The organism is Kosakonia sp. MH5, assembly GCF_009935945.1.
GTDB lineage: Bacteria > Pseudomonadota > Gammaproteobacteria > Enterobacterales > Enterobacteriaceae > Kosakonia > Kosakonia radicincitans.
This window is the reverse complement of record NZ_QODH01000004.1, coordinates 51,289-71,942: the sequence shown is the minus strand read 5'-3', so window position 1 is coordinate 71,942 and position 20,654 is coordinate 51,289. Positions and strand designations below refer to the sequence as shown.

17 protein-coding genes are annotated in these 20,654 nt (G+C 54.7%); 4 read left to right on the top strand and 13 right to left on the bottom strand.

The features are described from left to right. Positions 1-207: 207 nt before the first annotated feature. Both nfuA and gntX read right to left on the bottom strand, forming a co-directional pair. Positions 208-783 carry a Fe-S biogenesis protein NfuA gene (gene nfuA, locus DK872_RS12635; protein WP_007369733.1) on the bottom strand — a complete coding sequence of 192 codons (576 nt, stop codon included), beginning with the start codon at positions 781-783 and terminating at the stop codon, positions 208-210. Between the two features lie 58 nt (positions 784-841). Then, a complete protein-coding gene (gntX, locus tag DK872_RS12630) occupies positions 842-1,516 on the bottom strand; it encodes a DNA utilization protein GntX (RefSeq protein ID WP_035888946.1) in 675 nt (224 codons plus the stop codon). 38 nt (positions 1,517-1,554) lie between these two features. Between gntX and bioH the strand changes: the two genes are divergently transcribed. Continuing rightward, positions 1,555-2,325: a pimeloyl-ACP methyl ester esterase BioH gene (gene bioH / locus DK872_RS12625; RefSeq protein ID WP_035888948.1), complete on the top strand. Its 771-nt coding sequence runs from the start codon at positions 1,555-1,557 to the stop codon at positions 2,323-2,325. A 33-nt stretch (positions 2,326-2,358) separates the two neighbouring features. Here bioH and feoC read toward each other — a convergent pair whose 3' ends face one another. The 5 genes from feoC to greB all read right to left on the bottom strand — a co-directional run bounded on the left by feoC (position 2,359) and on the right by greB (position 8,599). Then, positions 2,359-2,598, bottom strand: coding sequence for a [Fe-S]-dependent transcriptional repressor FeoC (gene feoC / locus DK872_RS12620; protein WP_007369736.1), 240 nt, complete (start codon positions 2,596-2,598; stop codon positions 2,359-2,361). An 11-nt stretch (positions 2,599-2,609) separates the two neighbouring features. Beyond that, positions 2,610-4,928 carry a Fe(2+) transporter permease subunit FeoB gene (gene feoB, locus DK872_RS12615; RefSeq protein WP_007369737.1) on the bottom strand — a complete coding sequence of 773 codons (2,319 nt, stop codon included), beginning with the start codon at positions 4,926-4,928 and terminating at the stop codon, positions 2,610-2,612. Between the two features lie 32 nt (positions 4,929-4,960). After that, entirely contained in the window at positions 4,961-5,188 is a 228-nt protein-coding gene (feoA, locus tag DK872_RS12610; RefSeq protein ID WP_007369738.1) for a ferrous iron transporter A, read from the bottom strand. Between the two features lie 498 nt (positions 5,189-5,686). Then, the gene (locus DK872_RS12605) at positions 5,687-8,026 is read right to left on the bottom strand and encodes a Tex family protein (protein WP_035888988.1); all 2,340 of its coding nucleotides are present in this window, start codon (positions 8,024-8,026) and stop codon (positions 5,687-5,689) included. 99 nt (positions 8,027-8,125) lie between these two features. Continuing rightward, positions 8,126-8,599: a transcription elongation factor GreB gene (gene greB / locus DK872_RS12600; protein WP_035888949.1), complete on the bottom strand. Its 474-nt coding sequence runs from the start codon at positions 8,597-8,599 to the stop codon at positions 8,126-8,128. Between the two features lie 226 nt (positions 8,600-8,825). Between greB and ompR the strand changes: the two genes are divergently transcribed. Both ompR and envZ read left to right on the top strand, forming a co-directional pair. After that, positions 8,826-9,545: a two-component system response regulator OmpR gene (ompR, locus tag DK872_RS12595; RefSeq protein WP_001157751.1), complete on the top strand. Its 720-nt coding sequence runs from the start codon at positions 8,826-8,828 to the stop codon at positions 9,543-9,545. Continuing rightward, positions 9,542-10,894: a two-component system sensor histidine kinase EnvZ gene (envZ, locus tag DK872_RS12590; protein WP_007369741.1), complete on the top strand. Its 1,353-nt coding sequence runs from the start codon at positions 9,542-9,544 to the stop codon at positions 10,892-10,894. Before ompR ends, envZ begins: the two co-directional genes overlap by 4 nt. Before the next feature lie 48 nt (positions 10,895-10,942). Here the strand turns inward: envZ and pckA are convergent, their stop codons facing one another. From pckA to DK872_RS12565, 5 genes are all read right to left on the bottom strand, one after another. Then, entirely contained in the window at positions 10,943-12,562 is a 1,620-nt protein-coding gene (pckA, locus tag DK872_RS12585; RefSeq protein WP_072439586.1) for a phosphoenolpyruvate carboxykinase (ATP), read from the bottom strand. A 337-nt stretch (positions 12,563-12,899) separates the two neighbouring features. After that, positions 12,900-13,778 (bottom strand): Hsp33 family molecular chaperone HslO, encoded by an 879-nt coding sequence (gene hslO, locus DK872_RS12580; RefSeq protein ID WP_161518413.1) that lies wholly within the window; start codon positions 13,776-13,778, stop codon positions 12,900-12,902. A gap of 24 nt (positions 13,779-13,802) precedes the next feature. After that, positions 13,803-14,204, bottom strand: coding sequence for a ribosome-associated heat shock protein Hsp15 (hslR, locus tag DK872_RS12575; RefSeq protein ID WP_007369744.1), 402 nt, complete (start codon positions 14,202-14,204; stop codon positions 13,803-13,805). Continuing rightward, positions 14,204-14,881, bottom strand: a complete 678-nt coding sequence (gene yrfG, locus DK872_RS12570; protein ID WP_161518412.1) for a GMP/IMP nucleotidase — start codon at positions 14,879-14,881, stop codon at positions 14,204-14,206. Before yrfG ends, hslR begins: the two co-directional genes overlap by 1 nt. 63 nt (positions 14,882-14,944) lie before the next feature. Next, on the bottom strand, positions 14,945-17,077 hold the full coding sequence (locus DK872_RS12565; RefSeq protein ID WP_007369746.1) for an intracellular growth attenuator family protein: 2,133 nt from the start codon (positions 17,075-17,077) through the stop codon (positions 14,945-14,947). A gap of 315 nt (positions 17,078-17,392) precedes the next feature. Here DK872_RS12565 and nudE point away from each other — a divergent pair, with 315 nt between their 5' ends. After that, positions 17,393-17,953: an ADP compounds hydrolase NudE gene (gene nudE, locus DK872_RS12560; protein WP_007369747.1), complete on the top strand. Its 561-nt coding sequence runs from the start codon at positions 17,393-17,395 to the stop codon at positions 17,951-17,953. A gap of 66 nt (positions 17,954-18,019) precedes the next feature. Here nudE and mrcA read toward each other — a convergent pair whose 3' ends face one another. Beyond that, positions 18,020-20,572, bottom strand: a complete 2,553-nt coding sequence (gene mrcA, locus DK872_RS12555) for a peptidoglycan glycosyltransferase/peptidoglycan DD-transpeptidase MrcA (RefSeq protein WP_035942000.1) — start codon at positions 20,570-20,572, stop codon at positions 18,020-18,022. Positions 20,573-20,654 lie beyond the last annotated feature (82 nt).

The following is a 20,654-nucleotide window of genomic DNA, read 5'->3' as shown; positions in this document are numbered from 1 at the left end:
GTTTGCTTTAAAGGGCAGGAAACGCGCGCAAAGATACGGGTAACGTCTTGAGATGACAGGCACAAAAGGGATAGCGGGCGCAGGGAAGATCTTGCGAATACAACAATGGCCGGAGATTAACGGGCGGGTCAGCCGGGAATGAAAACGGGCAGGTGAAACAGGCCCGGCATGCTGTTACGCCACCGGGCAATGCTCTGCGGAACAGGCTTAGTAGTAGGAGTGCTCGCCGCGCTGGTGCTCAGTGAGATCGCGCACGCCTTTCAGTTCCGGGAATTCAGTCAGCAGTTGCTTCTCGATCCCTTCTTTCAGCGTTACGTCGACCATGGAGCAACCGTTACAGCCGCCGCCAAATTGCAGAATGGCGTAGCCTTCATCGGTGATCTCCATCAGCGTCACGCGGCCGCCGTGGCCAGCCAGCTGCGGGTTGATTTGCGATTGCAGCAGGTACTCAACGCGCTCCATCAGCGGCGCGTCGTCGGAAACTTTACGCATTTTAGCGTTTGGCGCTTTCAGCGTGAGCTGAGAACCTAATTGATCGGTTACAAAATCAATTTCCGCATCTTCCAGATACGGCGCGCTCAGTTCATCGACATAGGCAACCAGTTGTTCAAATTTCAGCGCGGTATCGGTCGCTTCAACTGCATCTGGCGGACAATAAGAGACGCCGCATTCAGCGTTTGGCGTGCCAGGGTTAATCACAAATACGCGAATTTGTGTCCCTTCTTCCTGATTTGCCAGCAGTTTGGAAAAGTGCGCCTGGGCAGCGTCGGAAATACGGATCATAGCAATGGCCTAATAGTTGACTATTTTACTTGGTTATAATACGCCCATCATCGAGGGTCTACAAGGTTCGACACAGGCACCAGACCTGAACAGTCGCTGCGCCGCTGCGCAAAAGCAGCCGGGAGATCTCCGCAACAGTACTGCCGGTCGTGACGACATCATCCACCAGAACGATATGGAGCCCGGCTATTGGCAATTCAAGGCGAAAAGCATTTTTCAGGTTCTGCCTGCGCAGCCTGGCGCTTAAATGATGCTGCACCGGCGTTGCCCGCAGACGCTTAAGCGCCACGCGCGAATAGCGGCACGACAGCCAGCGCGCCAGCGGTCGGCACAGCAAATCGCTTTGATTAAACCCGCGCCGCCACTGGCGTCGGGCATGCAGCGGAACGCTGAGGAGCAGGTCCGGTAACGGACGTTTACCGCGCTGTACCACCCTGAGCAGCAATAGCCGCGCCAGTGCGCTGGCAAGCTCCGGGCGAGGATGAAATTTAAACTGCTGTACCAGCGTACTGAGCGGCGGCGCGTAGTCACCCACAGCGATGAGCCGTTGCCAGGGCGGCGGTTTTTGCAGACAACGGCCGCAGGGCACATTTTCATGGGCAGCAGGTAAACCGCACAAAGGGCAAACTTTTCCCTGCGTTTGCATCGCGCGGGCGCAGCCCGAACAGATTCCCCAGTGGCTGAGCATTAACGGCATTCGGCATAGCCAGCACAAGCCCGGCACTGTTAGCATGTTCCACCTCCTTGTGTGAAGAAAGAGAACGATAGCGGATGAAAGACATCTGGTGGCAAACCAAAGGTGAAGGCGATTGTCATCTTGTGCTGTTGCACGGCTGGGGACTGAATGCCCAGGTATGGGATTGCATAACTCCGGAACTGAGTGCGCATTTTACGCTGCATCTGGTCGATTTGCCGGGCTACGGCAGAAGTACGGGATTTAGCCCTTTGTCGCTTGGGCAGATGGTTGATATTGTTCTGGCACAGGCGCCGGAACGGGCGATTTGGCTGGGCTGGAGCCTTGGCGGGCTGGTGGCCAGCCGCGTGGCGTTGCAGGCACCCGAGCGTGTAAGCACGCTGGTGACGGTTGCTTCCTCGCCGTGCTTCAGCGCACAGGGCGAATGGGCGGGCATTAAACCCGAAGTGCTGGCCGGTTTTCAGCATCAGTTGAGTGAAGATTTTCAGCGTACCGTCGAGCGTTTTCTCGCGCTGCAAACGCTGGGAACGGAAACCGCAAGGCAGGACGCGCGTCAGCTAAAAAACGCAGTGTTGTCGCTGGAAATGCCTTCTGCTGAGGTGCTGAACGGCGGGCTGGAGATCCTGAAGACAGCGGATTTGCGCGAAGCATTATCATCGCTGACGCTGCCGTTTTTACGCCTCTACGGGCGGCTCGATGGGCTGGTGCCGCGCAAAATCGTGCCGGTGCTGGATGAGATGTGGCCTGCAAGCGAATCGATTGTGTTTGCAAAAGCAGCGCATGCGCCTTTTATCTCGCATCCGGTTGAATTCTGCGAAACCCTGCTGGCGTTAAAAGCGAAGCTGTGAAAGCAGCCCGGTAGTGTGCTGCTTATCGGGCCTTCAGCACAGCGTCCACCACTCCTGCTGGCAGGCGCTTTTCCCTTCCGGACACTGTTTACAGCTACCGGTTAAACAACCGGTAGCATCTTCCTGAACACGCATCACTTTACCCATCGCTTCCATACGACCCAGCATGGCATCAATCATCGCTCTGGGCGTGCGCAGCGTGCTGCTCAACTGCTGCGCATCCATTCTTCCCCGAAGCGCCAGCAGATCGCGAATCTCAAGTAATGATGCCATCGCTTCACTCCTTAATGGCAGTCGCCCGCCGGGCTGTCACAGCAACTGGCGACAGTTTTACGTGTAGCCAGCGTACTGATATCCACCCGGCTTCTGGCCCGGCGCAGCGCGCCAATGACCACCACGTTAAACAGGAGAACCGCCAGAATGCAGGTCAGGCTGTAGAGTGGATGCTGGTTAAAGGTGACACTTTGATAGAACAACGTTGCCAGTGAGTAGGCGATATTCAGCCCCCACAGCACCGAGAATCCCATCCAGCCGCGGCTCGATTCGCGGGCGATTGCGCCCATCGCGGTAATGCACGGCACGTAGAGCAGGACGAAAATCAGGTAGCTATAGGCGGCGGCCGCGCTGCCGAATTTCTGGCTCATTACGCCCATCGTACCCGTCGCCATTTCACCGTCGCCTTTACTGGCTTCGATTGGGTTGGCCAGCACGCTCAGGCTGAAGGTATCGCGCACGCTTTTCACGGTGTCTTCCAGCGCGGCAATCAGCTCGTCGCTCAGGCTGAATTCCGCCGGATTAAAGCCAGCTTGCTCAATATTTTCGGCGGTATAGAGCGTATTCAGTGTACCCACCACCACTTCTTTCGCCATCGCGCCAGTGACCAGGCCGACAGTGGCCTGCCAGTGATCGCCATGCACGCCAATCGGCTCCAGCAGCGGTGTAAATACCCGGCTGATCGACGCCAGCGCAGATTCATCGATTTTATGTACCGTCCGGCCATCCAGCGAGAAACTGTTCATTGCGCTGAGGAAAATGCTGACGATGATGATGACTTTACCCGCGCGGATCACAAAGCCTTTCAGGCGCTGCCAGGTTTGCAGCAGCAGGCTTTTCAGATGCGGTACGTGATAGACCGGAAGCTCCATCACGAACGGCGAGGCTTCACCGCGCAGCAGGGTAAATTTCAACATCAGCCCGGTGAGGATCGCCATTACAATCCCCAGCACGTAGAGTGAGAAGACGGTGATCGCACCATGCTGGCCGAAAAAAGCCGCCGAGAAGACAGCGAAAATGGCCAGACGTGCGCCGCAGGACATAAACGGCGCCATCATGATAGTAATTAACCGTTCACGCGGGGCATCCAGCGTACGGGCGCCCATCACTGACGGCACGTTGCAGCCGAAACCAACAATCAGCGGCACAAAGGATTTTCCTGGCAGCCCCAGCGATTGCATCAGCCGGTCCATCACAAAGGCCGCGCGCGCCATATAGCCGGAATCTTCAAGGAACGACATAAACAGGTACATCATGCCAAGCTGCGGCACCAGCGGCAGTACGGTATTCACCCCGCCGCCGAGCCCCTGAGCAAGGAAGATTGTCAGCCATTCCGGAAAGTGCAGCGTGGCGCCCAGCCACTGAATGCCATGGATAAAAATCGCTACTGAACCGGCGTCGAAGATCGGCTGGAACGCGCCACCAATGTTGATGGCGAACAGAAACATCAGATACATGACAAACAGAAAGATCGGCAGACCCAAAAAGCGGTTGATCACAATGCGGTCAACGGCGGCGGTAAACTGGCTCGGCTCGGCCGTTAACGTGTTGCTGACGGTGTCGCAGATGGCGGCAATCGACTGGTAACGCGCATCGGCAATATGCAGCGCCGGATCGTCCATCCCGTCTTTCAGACGGGAGAGTGCAGCGTCGAATTGCTGGTTGTTGATGCCCGAGTTCGCGCGGCTGTAGATATCACCCTCGAGTATTTGCAGACCCATCCAGCGGCGCTGCTGTTGCGGAAGCTCCTCCGGCATCTGCGCGGCCAGCGCGTCGGCTTCACGGGAAAGCGGTTGGGCGTAATGCACCAGTTCGATATTGTCATTGGCGCGATGACGATCCACCGCCAGCTTCAGCGCTTCAATACCGCGACCACGTGTGGATACCAGCGGGATAACCGGGCAGCCAAGGCGGGCTGAAAGGGCATCAACATCGATGCGCACTTTTTGTTTTTCAGCGATATCCAGCATGTTGAGCGCGATGATGCATGGCACGCCCAGTTCCAGCAGTTGGAGTGTCAGATAAAGATTGCGTTCAAGGTTCGAAGCATCCACCACGTTGATCAGCAGATCGGCATCGCCACTCAAAATGTAGTGACAGGCAATCTGCTCATCCAGCGATGTTTGCGCCGAAATGGTGGTCAGCGAATAGGTGCCAGGCAGGTCAACCAGCGTAACCTGGTGATCGGTTGTGGTGAAAAAACCCTCTTTGCGCTCTACCGTCACGCCAGACCAGTTTCCCACCCGCTGGCGCGCTCCCGTTAACTGATTGAATAATGTCGTCTTGCCGGAATTAGGATTACCAATTAAACCAATGGTCAATTTTTTCATTTTACTTAGCACTCTATGTCATAGCTGACCGGTTAACGGGACATCGCTTCCAGTTCGAGAAAAGCGAGATCTTTTTTCCGTAACACTAAATTAACGCGGCGGGTCTCGATATGAATGGGATCGCCTAATGGCGCCACCCGCACCACATTAAAAGATGAGCCGGGCAACATACCTAATGACAGGAGTTTTTGCCGCCAGGCCGGGCTTATTTGCTGTGAGAAGCCGGTAATTTTCCACACACTGTCAGGAGAGAAATGCATAGTGCCTACTTATTTTTGCTGCGAGCCGATGTTTGCCGTACGTCATCACGACGCACCGTGAACCCATGAAGAGTAAAGAACAGCCAACGAGAACAATGATAATGAGAATAGTTTTTATCATCAATAATAAAAATGCGTCAGGACGGGAGAGGAAATAAAAATTCGATTTTGTTTTGACGTAGCTCAAAAATAAGTTGGGTTCTGAATTTTGCGCGGCGCAGTAACACATTAATGAGAAATAAATAATTGTTATTTATATCGGGATCTTAATCTTTTATTCATATTTGAAATGGTGCGCGGGCCGTAAGTCCGCTGATGTAAATTCCGATAAATAAATACGATATCAGTAAATTGATTAATAATTTTGAATATCAATAACCAGCAAAAATAATAGGTTAATAATTCTCTATGATTAACAGCACTAAGAAAAAGGCGCTTTTTCGACGGTGTTGCACCAAAAATAACCCCTCTCCCGCAGGCGCAAGAGAGGGGAGAGGATTAGCGTTTTTTACCCATCGCCGCCGCCAGTGCATCCATCATTGCGCTGTTGCCGCCGGGTTGAGGGCTGCGATCCCGCGGTGATTTTGCCGGACGCGCGCTACTCCGGTTACCAGCATCGCGACTACCGCCATTGCCACTGCCGCGACGGCTGTTACTGTCGCCTGGTTGTTCGTCCAGACGCATGGTCAACGCAATACGTTTACGCGGCAGATCGACTTCCAGCACTTTCACCTTCACGATATCGCCTGCTTTCACCACCGTATGCGGATCTTCAACGAACTTATCCGCCAGCGAGGAGATATGTACCAGCCCGTCCTGATGCACGCCGATATCAACGAACGCGCCAAAGTTGGTGACGTTGGTCACTGCGCCTTCCAGCACCATACCTGGCAACAGATCGTTCATGGTTTCGATGCCTTCGGCGAAGGTCGCGGTTTTGAACTCCGGACGCGGGTCGCGGCCCGGTTTCTCCAGCTCTTTGATGATGTCGGTGACGGTCGGCACGCCGAACTGCTCGTCGGTAAACTCGGACGGTTTCAGCTTACGTAACTCGGCGCTGTTGCCCATCAGATCGCGCAGGGACTGTGCGGTTGCCGCCAGAATTCGCTCGACCACCGGATAGGTTTCCGGGTGAACGGTGGAAGCATCCAGCGGGTTGTCGCCGTGGTTAATACGCAGGAAGCCCGCGCACTGTTCAAAGGCTTTCGGCCCAAGGCGGCTCACTTTTAGCAGTTGCTGACGGTTCTGGAACTGACCGTTTTCATCGCGCCAGGAGACAATATTTTGCGCCATCATGCGGGTTAAACCGGCCACGCGCGTCAGTAGCGGCACCGAGGCGGTATTCAGATCAACGCCGACGGCGTTCACGCAGTCTTCAACGACGGCGTCCAGTTTACGCGCCAGCTGTGTCTGGCTGACGTCATGCTGATACTGGCCAACGCCGATTGATTTCGGGTCGATTTTCACCAGCTCAGCCAGGGGATCCTGTAAACGGCGGGCGATAGACACCGCACCGCGCAGAGAAACGTCGAGATCCGGGAATTCCAGCGCCGCCAGTTCGGAGGCGGAGTAGACTGACGCCCCCGCTTCGCTGACAATCACTTTCTGCGCGGTCACTTTCGGGAACTGTTTCTGCACATCCAGGTAGAAACGTTCGGTCTCGCGCGATGCTGTACCATTACCGATCGCCACCAGTTCGACGTTGTGTTTCTCGCACAGCGCCGCCACGGCAACCGCCGCTTTCGCTGCCTGCCCGGTGTGCGGATAAATCGTGTCGGTTGCGACCAGTTTGCCGGTGGCATCGACTACTGCCACTTTTACGCCGGTACGCAGGCCCGGATCGAGCCCCATCGTTGCACGCAGCCCGGCCGGTGCGGCCATCAGCAGATCGTGCAGGTTGCGGGCGAAGACGTTAATCGCTTCATCTTCCGCGCGTTCGCGCACAGTACCCATTAATTCAGTTTCAAGGTGCATCAGGACCTTAATGCGCCACGTCCAGCTCACGACGCTGCGGCGCCAGCTATCTGCCGGGGCGTTATTCAGGCGCAGGCCGAGATGGTCGATAATAATCTGCTCGCAGTGGCTCTCTTTCGGCGGCTCGTCAAACTGCGGATCGGCATTCAGCGCCAGTTGCAGCACACCCTCATTACGCCCACGGAACATGGCCAGCGCGCGGTGCGAAGGAACGGTAGAAATCGGTTCGTGATGATCGAAATAGTCGCGGAATTTCGCGCCTTCTTCCTCTTTGCCACTGACCACCGTCGCCACGAGATGGGCGTTTTTCCACAGATAGTCACGGACTTTCGCCAGCAGGGCCGCATCCTCAGCGAAGCGCTCCATCAGGATATAACGCGCGCCATCAAGCGCCGCTTTGCTGTCGGCAACACCTTTATCTGCATCCACAAACGTGGCGGCCAGCGTTTCCGGATCCTGCGACGGGTCATTCCACAGTTGGTCTGCCAGCGGTTCGAGACCGGCTTCAATCGCGATTTGCCCGCGCGTGCGACGCTTCGGTTTGTAGGGAAGATAGAGGTCTTCGAGTTCGGTTTTGCTCAGCGTACCGTTGATGGCTTTCGCCAGCTCTTCGCTGAGTTTGCCCTGCTCGCCAATCGATTTCAGGATTGCCTGGCGGCGCTCTTCCAGCTCGCGCAGGTAACCAAGGCGGGTTTCGAGCTGACGCAATTGCGTGTCGTCCAGACCGCCGGTGACCTCTTTACGGTAGCGCGCGATAAACGGCACGGTATTCCCTTCATCAAGCAGGCGAACGGCGGATTCCACCTGTTCGGTCCGTGCCTGAAGTTCACCCGCAATAATGCGGCAGAGCGAATCATTCATCATTTCTTTCATCATCTTCTGAACAAAATCAGCGGATAGTTATACGGACTGGCACTGTAAAATGCCAGCCGCCGGGGTGGTTCCTGGATTGTTCTGTGGCGGTTATTTCACATATTCGATTTCATTGACGTACCAGGTAGCTTCGCCGCCCGGTGTTTGTACGACCGCCACATCACCAGCTTCTTTTTTCAGCAGGGCGCGGGCCATCGGTGAATCGATGGAGATGTAATCCTTGCGGCCAAAGATCTCATCGTAGCCGACGATGCGAAAGCGCAGAGTATCGCCATCATCGTTTTCGATCTCCACCCATGCGCCAAAGAAAACTTTGCCTTCCTGTTGCGGTGAATAATCAACGATTTTCAGGTTTTCCAGACATTTCGTCAGATAACGTACCCGGCGGTCTATTTCGCGCAGGCGTTTTTTGTTGTACTGATAATCAGCGTTTTCGCTGCGATCGCCCAGGCTTGCCGCCCAGGTCACTTTTTTCGTGACTTCCGGGCGCTCCTGACGCCAGAGAAAATCGAGTTCCTGCTTCAGTTTGTCATAACCTTCGCGGGTGATCAGGGGCGTTTTCATACTTCTGCCTTCTCTTTGTGACAGCTTTGATGTACAGACTTTACAAACGGTATTGCGTAAAGTGCGGATTAATCATGTTTTATGTGATGTTGAATGCATATAACTTGCTGTTAAATATGCTTTGTAACAATTTAGACTAGAATTTATACCAGATTTCGCTGGTCGTTAACGCGCACTTTTTTAGAATACGGAAACAGAAATTTCGGAACCTTTGGGAGTATAAACAATGCAAGAGAATTATAAGATTCTGGTAGTGGATGACGACATGCGTCTGCGCGCATTACTTGAGCGTTACCTTACCGAGCAGGGCTTCCAGGTTCGTAGCGTGGCTAACGCCGAACAAATGGATCGGTTGTTAACCCGTGAATCTTTCCACCTGATGGTGCTGGATCTGATGCTGCCGGGCGAAGATGGCCTCTCCATCTGCCGCCGCCTGCGTAGCCAGAGCAACCCGATGCCGATCATTATGGTGACGGCAAAAGGGGAAGAAGTGGACCGTATTGTTGGCCTGGAAATCGGCGCCGACGACTATATTCCGAAACCGTTTAACCCACGTGAATTGCTGGCGCGTATCCGCGCGGTACTGCGTCGTCAGGCGAATGAGCTGCCGGGCGCGCCGTCGCAGGAAGAAGCAGTAATTGCGTTTGGTAAGTTCAAACTGAACCTCGGTACGCGCGAGATGTTCCGTGAAGATGAGCCGATGCCGTTAACCAGCGGTGAGTTTGCCGTGCTGAAAGCACTGGTTAGCCACCCGCGCGAGCCGCTCTCTCGTGACAAGCTGATGAATCTGGCGCGCGGTCGTGAGTATTCAGCGATGGAACGTTCCATCGACGTGCAGATCTCCCGCCTGCGCCGCATGGTGGAAGAGGATCCGGCGCATCCGCGCTATATTCAGACCGTTTGGGGCCTGGGCTACGTATTTGTGCCGGACGGTTCTAAAGCATGATGCGCGTGCGCTTCTCGCCGCGAAGTTCATTTGCCCGAACGCTGTTGCTTATCGTCACCTTGCTGTTCGTCAGCCTGGTGACGACATACCTTGTGGTGCTGAATTTCGCCATTTTGCCCAGCCTCCAGCAATTTAATAAGGTACTCGCCTACGAAGTTCGTATGCTGATGACCGACAAACTGCAACTGGAGGATGGGACGCAACTGGTGGTGCCACCTGCGTTTCGTCGTGAAATTTACCGTGAACTGGGTATTTCTCTCTATTCCAATGAAGCGGCGGAAGACGCGGGCCTACGCTGGGCGCAGCACTATGAATTCTTAAGTCAGCAGATGGCGCAGCAGCTCGGTGGCCCGACCGAAGTGCGCGTTGAAGTGAACAAAAGCTCTCCGGTGGTGTGGCTGAAAACCTGGCTGTCGCCCAATATCTGGGTGCGCGTGCCGCTGACGGAAATCCATCAGGGCGATTTTTCGCCTCTGTTCCGCTACACGCTGGCGATTATGCTGCTGGCGATAGGCGGCGCCTGGCTCTTTATTCGTATTCAGAACCGACCGCTTGTTGACCTTGAACACGCGGCGCTGAAGGTTGGGCGAGGGCATATTCCGCCGCCGCTGCGTGAGTACGGCGCATCAGAAGTCCGTTCCGTCACCCGCGCTTTCAACCAGATGGCCGCCGGGGTGAAACAATTGGCGGACGATCGCACGCTGCTGATGGCCGGGGTGAGCCACGATTTACGCACGCCGCTGACGCGTATCCGTCTGGCGACGGAGATGATGGCGGAAGAAGATGGTTATCTCTCTGAATCGATTAATAAAGATATCGAAGAGTGTAACGCGATCATCGAGCAGTTTATCGATTACCTGCGTACCGGCCAGGAGATGCCAATGGAAGTGGCAGATCTGAATGCCGTGCTGGGCGAGGTCATCGCCGCCGAAAGTGGTTACGAACGTGAGATCGAAACCGGTCTGAACGACAGTGAGATTTTTGTACGCATGCATCCGCTCTCTATTAAGCGCGCAGTCGCCAATATGGTGGTGAATGCGGCGCGCTACGGTAACGGCTGGATCAAGGTCAGCAGCGGTACTGAACTGAATCGCGCCTGGTTCCAGGTTGAGGATGACGGGCCGGGGATTAAACCAGAACAGCGTGAACATCTGTTCCAGCCGTTTGTTCGCGGCGACAGCGCGCGTAGCACCAGCGGCACCGGTTTAGGGCTGGCTATCGTGCAGCGAATCATCGACAACCATAACGGCCTGCTGGAGCTGGGTACCAGCGAGCGTGGCGGGTTGTCGATTCGCGCCTGGTTGCCAATCCCGGTTGTTCGCCTGAATGGGCCCACCAAAGAAGCATAAAAAAACCCGCCGGAATATGGCGGGTTTTGTTTCTCTTGCGTAGCCGAATTACAGTTTCGGTCCGGCGCTGACCAGCGCGGCTCCGGCTGCGGTATCGGTATACTTATCAAAGTTCTCAATAAACAGCTTCGCCAGCTGTGTCGCTTTCTCCTGCCACTGTTCTGGCGATGCGTACGTATTGCGTGGATCGAGAATGCGCGAATCCACGCCATGTAATGATGTCGGCACGGCCAGGTTGAACATCGGCAGGGTGAAGGTTTCCGCATTATCCAGCGAACCATCCAGAATTGCGTCGATAATCGCCCGCGTATCTTTGATGGAGATGCGTTTGCCGGTCCCGTTCCAGCCCGTGTTTACCAGATACGCCTGCGCACCGGCAGCCTGCATCCGTTTCACCAGCACTTCGGCATACTGCGTCGGGTGCAGCGACAGGAATGCTGCGCCGAAGCAGGCGGAGAAGGTTGGCGTCGGCTCATTCACGCCGCGCTCTGTTCCGGCCAGTTTGGCGGTAAAGCCAGAGAGAAAATGGTACTGCGTCTGGCTGGCCGTCAGGCGGGAAACCGGCGGCAATACGCCGAACGCATCAGCAGTCAGGAAGATCACTCGCGTGGCGTGACCGGCTTTCGACACGGGTTTGACGATGTTATGAATATGGTAAATCGGATACGACACGCGGGTATTTTCCGTTTTCGACGCATCATCAAAATCGATGCTGCCGTCGTCGCGGACGCTGACGTTTTCCAGCAGCGCATCGCGGCGGATGGCGTGGAAGATATCCGGTTCAGCCTCTTCCGAGAGCCGGATGGTTTTGGCATAACAGCCGCCTTCAAAGTTGAAGACGCCGTCGTCATCCCAGCCGTGCTCGTCATCGCCAATCAGGCGGCGCTTCGGATCGGTGGACAACGTCGTTTTGCCGGTGCCGGAAAGGCCGAAAAAGACCGCAACGTCGCCTTTCTCGCCAACGTTAGCAGAACAGTGCATCGAGGCGATCCCCTGCAACGGCAGCAGGTAGTTCATGATCGAGAACATCCCTTTTTTCATTTCGCCGCCGTACCAGGTTCCGCCGATCAGCTGGATGCGTTCGGTCAGATTGAAGGCAACGAAATTCTCCGAATTGAGGCCCTGTTCCTGCCACTGCGGATTGGTGCATTTCGCCCCGTTCATCACGATAAAGTCGGGTTTGAAGCCTGCCAGCTCCTCATCCGTCGGGCGAATAAACATGTTTTTGACGAAGTGCGCCTGCCAGGCGACCTCGGTGATAAACCTGACTGAAAGACGGCTGTCCGGGTTAGCGCCGCAAAACGCATCGATAATAAACAGGCGCTTGCCGGAGAGTTGCTCCGTCACAAGGCCTTTTAAATGCTTCCAGACTTCCGGCGAGAGCGGTTTGTTGTCGTTCTTGCCTTTGCCTTTATCGGCCCACCACACGGTGTCGCGGGTGGTTTCATCTCGGACAATGTACTTATCTTTTGGCGAACGGCCGGTAAAAATACCGGTGTCGACGGCGACAGCACCAGAATTCGTCAGCACACCACGCTCATATCCTTCCAGATCTGGACGGAGCTCTTCCTGATACAGCGTATCGTAATCGGGGTTGTAGACGACTTCCTGAACATCGTTGATACCATAAGCCTTGAGATCTTGCGGGGTTAAGCTCTTAACGCGCATGTCACTACTCCTTAGCCAATTGTACTGCCTGAAATTGTAGGGTTGTTTATCGCCGCTTACCCGGACGATGTTCATAGATTTTCGAATCCCGATAAAGCTGACTTCCGCAAAACGCTGTCATTTGCGTCACTTAGCGAGATGTATTGTGGCAAAAACAGTGACAATAATCGGGAAAATGTCCCCAAAAGGCTATAAACCGATATTTTTAACCGTCACTTTGTGACTGTAATCGCTTTCATGAAAGAAAATTACGTAAGAATTACATTGAGGATTTTAGCGGAAACGTGACGTGTAATGCAAAAAATGCCGCCCGAAGGCGGCATGAGGGAAGGGGGAATTAATGAACTTGCGGGTCGGCCGGGGAGGCGTTATTACGGATCTCCGCAATATCCATCGCATTAAACAGATAGTGATTGCCGCAGTAATCGCAGTGCATGTCGATTTCACCTTCTTCGGCAATAATGCTGTCCACTTCTTCATCCGGCAGCGTTTTCAGCGCCGCAGCGCAGCGCTCGCGCGAACAGGTGCATTTAAATTCAACGTCCTGTGGATCGTACAGCGTGACCTCTTCTTCATGGTACAAACGCCATAACACATCTTCTGCCGCCAGGGAGAACAGCTCTTCCGCTTTTACCGTTTCGGTCAGTACCGCCAGGTGTTCGAAATCGTTGGCCTGGGTTTCCTGCGCTGGTAGCACCTGCAACAGCATCCCGCCGGCTGCCGGCTGGCCATCCACTTCACCCGTGCGGATGAACAGGCGGGTCGGCAGCTGTTCTGAACGCATAAAGTAATCTTCCAGGCACTCCGCCAGCGTATCGCCTTCGAGGCCAACCACGCCCTGATAACGCTCGCCCTCTTCCGGCGTAATGGTGATCACCAGATAGCCGTTACCCACCAGCGTTTTCAGATCGGCATCCGCCGGGACATCGCCCTGCACGCGGGCAACGCCGCGCATTTGCTGGCGGTTGTTACCGTTGATCACTGCAAGATTCATCGGACCGTCACCCTGCAACTGCACGGTAATATCGCCGGCAAATTTCAGGGTTGCGGTCAGCAGGCTGGTCGCAACCAACAGTTCACCGAGCAGCGTTTTTACCGGCAGCGGATAGTTATGGTTTTCCAGTACCTGCTTCCAGGTGTTGGAAACAGTCACCAGTTCGCCGCGCACGGCATAATTTTCAAACAGATAGCGGTGTAATTGGTCTTGATTGGCCATGATTATCTCTCTTGCAGGTGCGCGTTACTCGCTGCCACCAGATTTAAATTTCAGCAGATCGCGGCGCTCTTTTTTGTCCGGTCGGCGATCGGGGTGCGGCATTGTAAGCGCGTTCAGCTTACGCGCCAGCGCCATTTTTTCACGTTTCTCAATACTTTCTGCCGTTTCCTCATACAGCTCAACGGCTTCGGTTGCCGGACGGCGCTGATCCGTAACGCCTTTGACGACGACAGTACGTTCGTCATTTCCCTGGCGCAACGTGAGCGTGGCATTCAGCTCGACGATTTTACTCGGCTTGCTGCGCTGACCGTTGTAATGTACTTTGCCGCCTTCAATCATCTCGCGGGCGAGGGCGCGAGTTTTATAAAAACGCGCCACCCACAGCCACTTATCCAGACGGACTTCTTGTGCGGGCTGCTGTTTCATCACATCTCCTTGAGAAGTGAGGGGATCAGATAACGGTAGTCATTGGTTCCCGGGTGACGCAGATAGTGTTTATCTGCCAGCCCGGAATCCGGGTTCGTCACGCCAAGGCAGTAACGAATGCCAAAGGTTGCTGCCGCATCGAGAATCGGTTCGCTGTCGTCGATAAACAGCGTCCGTTCGGCGCATAGCCCGGTCTCTTCCGCTACGGCCTGCCACAGGCGCTGATCCTCTTTCGGATAACCAAATATATGGGTGGAAAGTAATAAATCAAGGTGCGACGCCAGGCCCGTGTGCTCAAGCTTGACGGCAAGATTATGTGGATGCGCATTGGTCAGCAGAATACGGCGCTTACCGCTTTTTTTCAGCGCATCCAGAAAAGGCACCGTATCTTCGCGCAGCACTGCGCGCGGCCCTTGCTGTGTCGTCATCGCACAAATATCCAGCCCGAGACGTTCGCTCCAGTAATCCAGACAGTACCAGTTTAGCGTATGCTGCACCGCGTGATACTCCTGGCGAAGAACGTTCTGTGCTTCCTCTGGCGTCAGCCCCTGTTGAGCGGCGAAAGTTTCTGGCACCAGTTTTTGCCAGAAAAAGTTATCAAACGCCAGATCAAGCAAAGTGCCGTCCATATCCAGCAGAACGGTATCAACGTCCTGCCATGCAATATCAAGGTGCATTAAAACTCCAGCCAGGGGAAAACGTGCGCGACAGATTAACACAGCTCACGTTGCGGGTGGTTATCAGGTAAGGCTGTCCTGCGTAGGAAGCAGGCGCGGATTCAGGCAGCTTTCGTAATACTGCGCAATCTCTTCGAGGCGTGTACGGTTACGCTGGTAGCGACGCAGCGCTAGCACACCGTTGTAGAGGCAACAAATGACCATGGCAAATAGTAACAGCGTTATACCGGTGTAACGCCACAAGCCCGTGGCATCCGGCATGCGGTGCAGGCTAATGTGTCGGGTACCGTTGGCATCGGTATAGATGTTGGTAATGATCCCTTCAGCGTGGAACGGCGTCTGCATCAGCATTTGCGCCAGCCGTTGGAACTCGGTCCACTGCTCTTGCGCCGGGTAGTCATACAGCGCGATTGGCGGCCACGGCTGATCCACCAGTTCGTTACCCTCTTCGCTAATAATCAGGAACCCGCCCGGCGCCGGGCTGTTCAGCGCCTGTGCGGCACGGGTTGTCTCGCGCAGGATAAAGGGCGCGGTTGAGGTGGTCACCAGATTATCCAGCGATTCGGCGCTTACCGGGCGCAGCAGCACGTTAACACCGGTCAGCTTGCCATCGCTGGCGCGTTTGGTCAGCGTATCCCAGTCTTTACTGTTTCCGAGGTTTACCAGTGCATTTTTCAACCTCAGACAATCGTCTTCTGCTGAGCATAAATCTTTTGTTTTCAGTACGATATCGGCAAAGTCGTCCAGCAAGACCATACCCGACTTTTGAATGGCTGAGCGTAACACCGGGCTAACGCGTGAATCATCTTCGGCTGTAGGGTGTAACTGACGGCTCACCGCTTGCGCAAGCGCAGTGGCTCTGGTCACGGTATCCGATTCCGGCAAGGGCAACGGAGGGGCGTTATTCCAGATAATCTGCGAACAGTCGAACGGCGTAAATGGCGATATCTGGCGCGATGACCAGTTTTGCGTGTGGATGTTGCACATTCCTGTACCGCTGATCCGCAGCGTATCGCCGATGCGCAACCCGGCGGATTCAAGTTGATTAACGCTACTGGCTTCGATAGTTTGCGCGCCTTTAATCCACGAAACGGTGAATTTGATCGGCATGTCCAGCGGCACCCAAATCAGCAGCATCGCCACCACCACCAGCGAACCGGTGGCGATTACCGCGCTGCGCACCCAGTGCTGCAACGGGAAATTTTTCACTTCGTCATGCAGGGACAAAAAGCGCCCCTGGCGAACAACGTGGCGATCCAGATAAATATCGATATCCGTTTGCTGACCGAGATCGCGGGTGATAAAGGGCTGCCAGTGGCGGGGATAAATCAGATCGATAATCCCCAGAGAGATGTTATTCATCTGCTCCTGATTGTTTTCACCGAACAGCCCCCAGCGCTTTGGCGTACCGCGCAGACAATGAATTTCGCGCAGTGTGTTTTTCGCTGGCGGCGCATACAGCCCCCACATTCCCGCGGCGAACAGCATCACGGCGCCGCCCGCCAGCCACGGAACGAAAACCTCCGGCGCCGCGAGGCAGAAGAAAAAGAGTAAAAAAGAGGCGCAGATCAGCAACGCTTCGCGCATACCGTCCGGGCGGCTTAACGCATACTCTTCCGGTGTTTCGCGGCGAATATTCAGCAGCTCGATCTGTTCCGTCTCTTCGCCGCGAATAGCGGAGCGCGTGGAAGATACGCGCTCCAGCTCTCCGCTGCGCTCTTCCTGCATATATTCGCTAAGCGTATGGCCGTTTAACGAAATGATAAGCGGCATGGAATCGGTGCGGATCAGCTCAACATTGTTCTCATCGGTAATGTATTGCTCCCAGGAGGGCGGCAGATGCACTTCGACGGAATCGAGATAGTAGCGCCATTTGTTGGGAGCATCGGTGGTGATGCCATAGCGCGTGATCGAGTGCGCGACAAACAGGACGGTATTGCTCTGAGCATTGAGTTTGATGGAGATCGGCGCAGCCGTAGCGCCCGTTGGGCCTGGCGTATTTTGTATACGGGAAAGCGTGTCCAGATAGCGCTCAACAGCATCGCGCTCCTCTGGCAAGAGTTTACGGGTTGTCGCGCCGGCAAATGCCTGTAAATGAGGCAACCTGTACCGGCGTTGAGACCTGAACCTGAAAATCCATCCAGCGAGGAATGCGCAGGCCAGCATAGCAGCGAAAAAAATCAAAATGGTGCTCATGCTTTCCCCATCTTACTTTTTCTAACAGGTGTAGTCAGTTGCACCCTTCCTGTAAACATTTAATGTGGCTGGCCGCTGTAAGCAAGAAATTACTTGAGAATTTTTAAGCGCATACCATTGCGAGAAAGAATAGCAAAACCACCCAAGCGGGAATATCAGCAAATTCTTATTTTTATATCAACCTATTGACTTTTGTGATAAATTGGGATTGCTTTTGGAGAGGTTACAAGAATGTAAATTAGCGGCGAATGACATTGCCGAAACAGTGCGTAGTGTCGCACAATAACGTAAGTTTCTCTGCAAAGACCGATAATAATGAGCAAATCATTGCAAAAACCCACCATTCTTAACGTAGAAACGGTTGCCTCTTCACGACTTTTTAACGTTGAAAGCGTGGATCTGGAGTTCAGCAACGGTGTGCGCCGTGTTTACGAGCGCATGCGTCCTTCTACGCACGAAGCAGTGATGATTGTACCGATTGTGGACGAGCATCTGATTCTGATCCGCGAATACGCCGTTGGAACCGAATCTTACGAGCTGGGGTTTTCCAAAGGGCTTATCGATCCCGGTGAGAGTATATACGAAGCGGCGAACCGTGAGTTAAAAGAAGAAGTAGGATTTGGCGCAAAAGAGCTTACTTTCCTGAAAAAACTCAGTATGGCCCCCTCCTATTTCTCCAGCAAGATGAACATTATCGTAGCGGAAGACCTTTATCCGGAGTCGCTGCCGGGTGATGAACCGGAGCCGCTACCGCAGGTGCGCTGGCCGCTGAAGCACTTAATGGATTTGCTGGAAGACCCGGATTTCAATGAAGCCCGCAATGTCAGCGCGCTGTTTTTAGTGCGTGAATGGCTAAAAGGGCAGGGTCGGCTCTGAAGGCACAAAATTATAAATAAAAAGGGCGCCACAGCGCCCTTTTTGCTTCTCTGGGTTCACGCGCTATCAGAACAGCTCGTGCGTTTCCCCGTTATCAATGATGGTCGTGCCCACTTCATGTACTGCTTGCTGCGTCGGCTGAGTTCCTTCGATGAAGTACTCCTGACGGCTACTGCCACCACTTGCCAATTGCCCGGTGCTGCGGTCGATATTGACGGTGACCACGCCTGGCGGCGGCGTTAACGGATCTTCCGGCACACCGTCCAGCACCGCTTTCATGTATGCATCCCAGGCTGGCTGGGCGCTTTTCGCACCGCCTTCGTAGCCGGAAATCTGATCTTTGATCGCGCCGGAAGCAGTGGTTCGCCCCAGATCGCGACGATGATCGTCAAAACCGATCCACACGGAAGTGACAACGCCCGGACCATAACCGGAGAACCAGGCATCTTTCGAGCTGTTGGTGGTGCCGGTTTTACCGCCGATATCGTTACGCTTGAGATCGCGTCCCGCGCGCCAGCCCGTTCCCTGCCAACCGGGTTCGCCAAAGATGTTGCTGTTCAGCGCGCTTTTAATCAGGAACGACAGCGGCGTGCTAATCACATGCGGCGCATACTCTTCGCCACCGCTGCGCTGAACCAGCGCCTGGTTTGCCTGCTCCAGTTGCGGTTGCGGCACCGAGCTGTTTTGCTGCTCCTGCGACGTGGCGACGTTTTCCATATCTTTGTTTTCCAGCACATTTGATTTCGGCGTTTCGCCGTAAATCACCGGAATGTCGCAATCGGCACAGGCTACTTTCGGGCGCGCTTCAAACAGCACATTGCCCTGATCGTTTTCGATTTTCGTGATGTAGTACGGATCGATCAGGAACCCGCCGTTCGCCATCACCGAATAGCCTCTTGCTACCTGCATCGGCGTAAATGAGGCTGAGCCCAGCGCCAGGGATTCGGTATGCACAATGTTTTGTGCCGGGAAACCGAAACGCTGCAAATACTCTGCGGCATAATCGACGCCCATCGCGCGCATCGCACGTACCATCACTACGTTCTTCGATTGCCCCAGCCCCTGGCGCAGACGGATTGGACCGGCATATTCATCCGGCGAGTTCTTTGGCCGCCAGTCGGAACCTGCACCCACATCCCAGCGGGAAATCGGGGCATCATTGAGGATGCTTGCCAGCGTCAGGCCTTTATCCATTGCCGCCGTGTAAAGGAACGGCTTGATGTTCGAACCCACCTGGCGCAGCGCCTGAGTTGCACGGTTAAACTTGCTCTGGTTAAAGTCAAAGCCGCCGACCAGCGCCAGTATCGCGCCATTATGCGGATTAATAGAGACCAGCGCAGAGTTCACATCCGGCACCTGCGCCAGCCACCAGGCGTTATCGACCTGGCGCACCCAAATCTGCTGCCCGGCCTGTATGGCATCCGTCACTTTACGTGGTGTGGCGCCTTGCTGCGTATCAGAGCGGTAAGGGCGAGCCCAGCGGACGCCGTCCATGCGCAATGAAACCGACGTGCCATCAGCCATCATCGCCACGGCTTCTTGCGGATTTGCGCTGGTGACGACCGCCGGAGAGAGCGGCCCGTACGTAGGCAGCGTTTTCAGCGAGTCAGTGATTTTTTTACTGCTCCATGCGGCTTCACCGATCTTCCACAACACATTTGACGGACCGCGATAGCCGTGGCGCATGTCGTAATCCATCACGTTATTGCGTACGGCATCCTGCGCAGCCTGCTGAACTTTACGCGTAATGGTGGTGTAAACGCGGTAGCCATCCTCATAGGCTTTGTCGCCATAACGGGCGACCATATCCTGACGCACCATCTCGGAAAGATAAGGGGCGGAGAAGGCGATTTCCGGCGCATGGTAGTTAGCGTCTATCGCCTCGCTGCGCGCCTGGTCGGCTTGCTGTTCGGTGATATAGCCTTCACTTTCCATACGCGCCAGCACAACGTTACGACGTGCGGTTGCCCGGTCAAGCGAGTAGAGCGGGTTAAAAGTCGATGGCGCTTTCGGTAAACCGGCAATCACCGCCATTTCACTTAGCGTCAGTTGATCGACCGACTTACCAAAATAGACCTGAGCTGCAGCGCCCACGCCGTAAGCGCGATAACCGAGATAGATTTTGTTGAGGTAAAGCTCAAGGATCTCGTCTTTGCTCAACAGTTGCTCAATGCGGATCGCCAGGAACACCTCTTTGATTTTACGCATCATGGTGCGTTCCGGGCTCAGGAAGAAGTTACGCGCTAACTGCTGCGTAATGGTACTGGCTCCCTGTGATGCATGGCCAGAGAAGAGCGCTACGCTGGCGGCACGGAAAATCCCCACCGGGTCAACACCGTGGTGCTCATAAAAACGGCTATCTTCAGTGGCGATAAACGCTTTTACCAGTTCTGGCGGAATTTGGCTCAGGGTCAGCGGGATGCGGCGCTTTTCACCATATTGCGCGATCAATTCGCCATCTGCGCTGTACACCTGCATTGGAATCTGTAACCGGACGTCTTTGAGCGTCGCGACATCGGGTAACTGTGGCTCAATATATTTGTACAGACCGTAAATCGAGCCTGCTCCCAGCAGAATGCAAAAGACTGCAAGGATGAATAAATACTTTACGAACTTCACTGGAGATTTCCCATTAAGAGTCATTTGGGCAGTTTATAAACAACCGCGCGGTAGTATAAAGGCAAGCCTGATGCATTGATAT

Bases quoted from the DNA above. Each gene is read 5' to 3' on its own strand.
- nfuA (WP_007369733.1), bottom strand. From the start codon at position 783: ATGATCCGTATTTCCGACGCTGCCCAGGCGCACTTTTCCAAACTGCTG.
- gntX (WP_035888946.1), bottom strand. From the start codon at position 1,516: ATGCTAACAGTGCCGGGCTTGTGCTGGCTATGCCGAATGCCGTTAATG.
- bioH (WP_035888948.1), top strand. From the start codon at position 1,555: ATGAAAGACATCTGGTGGCAAACCAAAGGTGAAGGCGATTGTCATCTT.
- feoC (WP_007369736.1), bottom strand. From the start codon at position 2,598: ATGGCATCATTACTTGAGATTCGCGATCTGCTGGCGCTTCGGGGAAGA.
- feoB (WP_007369737.1), bottom strand. From the start codon at position 4,928: ATGAAAAAATTGACCATTGGTTTAATTGGTAATCCTAATTCCGGCAAG.
- feoA (WP_007369738.1), bottom strand. From the start codon at position 5,188: ATGCATTTCTCTCCTGACAGTGTGTGGAAAATTACCGGCTTCTCACAG.
- DK872_RS12605 (WP_035888988.1), bottom strand. From the start codon at position 8,026: ATGATGAATGATTCGCTCTGCCGCATTATTGCGGGTGAACTTCAGGCA.
- greB (WP_035888949.1), bottom strand. From the start codon at position 8,599: ATGAAAACGCCCCTGATCACCCGCGAAGGTTATGACAAACTGAAGCAG.
- ompR (WP_001157751.1), top strand. From the start codon at position 8,826: ATGCAAGAGAATTATAAGATTCTGGTAGTGGATGACGACATGCGTCTG.
- envZ (WP_007369741.1), top strand. From the start codon at position 9,542: ATGATGCGCGTGCGCTTCTCGCCGCGAAGTTCATTTGCCCGAACGCTG.
- pckA (WP_072439586.1), bottom strand. From the start codon at position 12,562: ATGCGCGTTAAGAGCTTAACCCCGCAAGATCTCAAGGCTTATGGTATC.
- hslO (WP_161518413.1), bottom strand. From the start codon at position 13,778: ATGGCCAATCAAGACCAATTACACCGCTATCTGTTTGAAAATTATGCC.
- hslR (WP_007369744.1), bottom strand. From the start codon at position 14,204: ATGAAACAGCAGCCCGCACAAGAAGTCCGTCTGGATAAGTGGCTGTGG.
- yrfG (WP_161518412.1), bottom strand. From the start codon at position 14,881: ATGCACCTTGATATTGCATGGCAGGACGTTGATACCGTTCTGCTGGAT.
- DK872_RS12565 (WP_007369746.1), bottom strand. From the start codon at position 17,077: ATGAGCACCATTTTGATTTTTTTCGCTGCTATGCTGGCCTGCGCATTC.
- nudE (WP_007369747.1), top strand. From the start codon at position 17,393: ATGAGCAAATCATTGCAAAAACCCACCATTCTTAACGTAGAAACGGTT.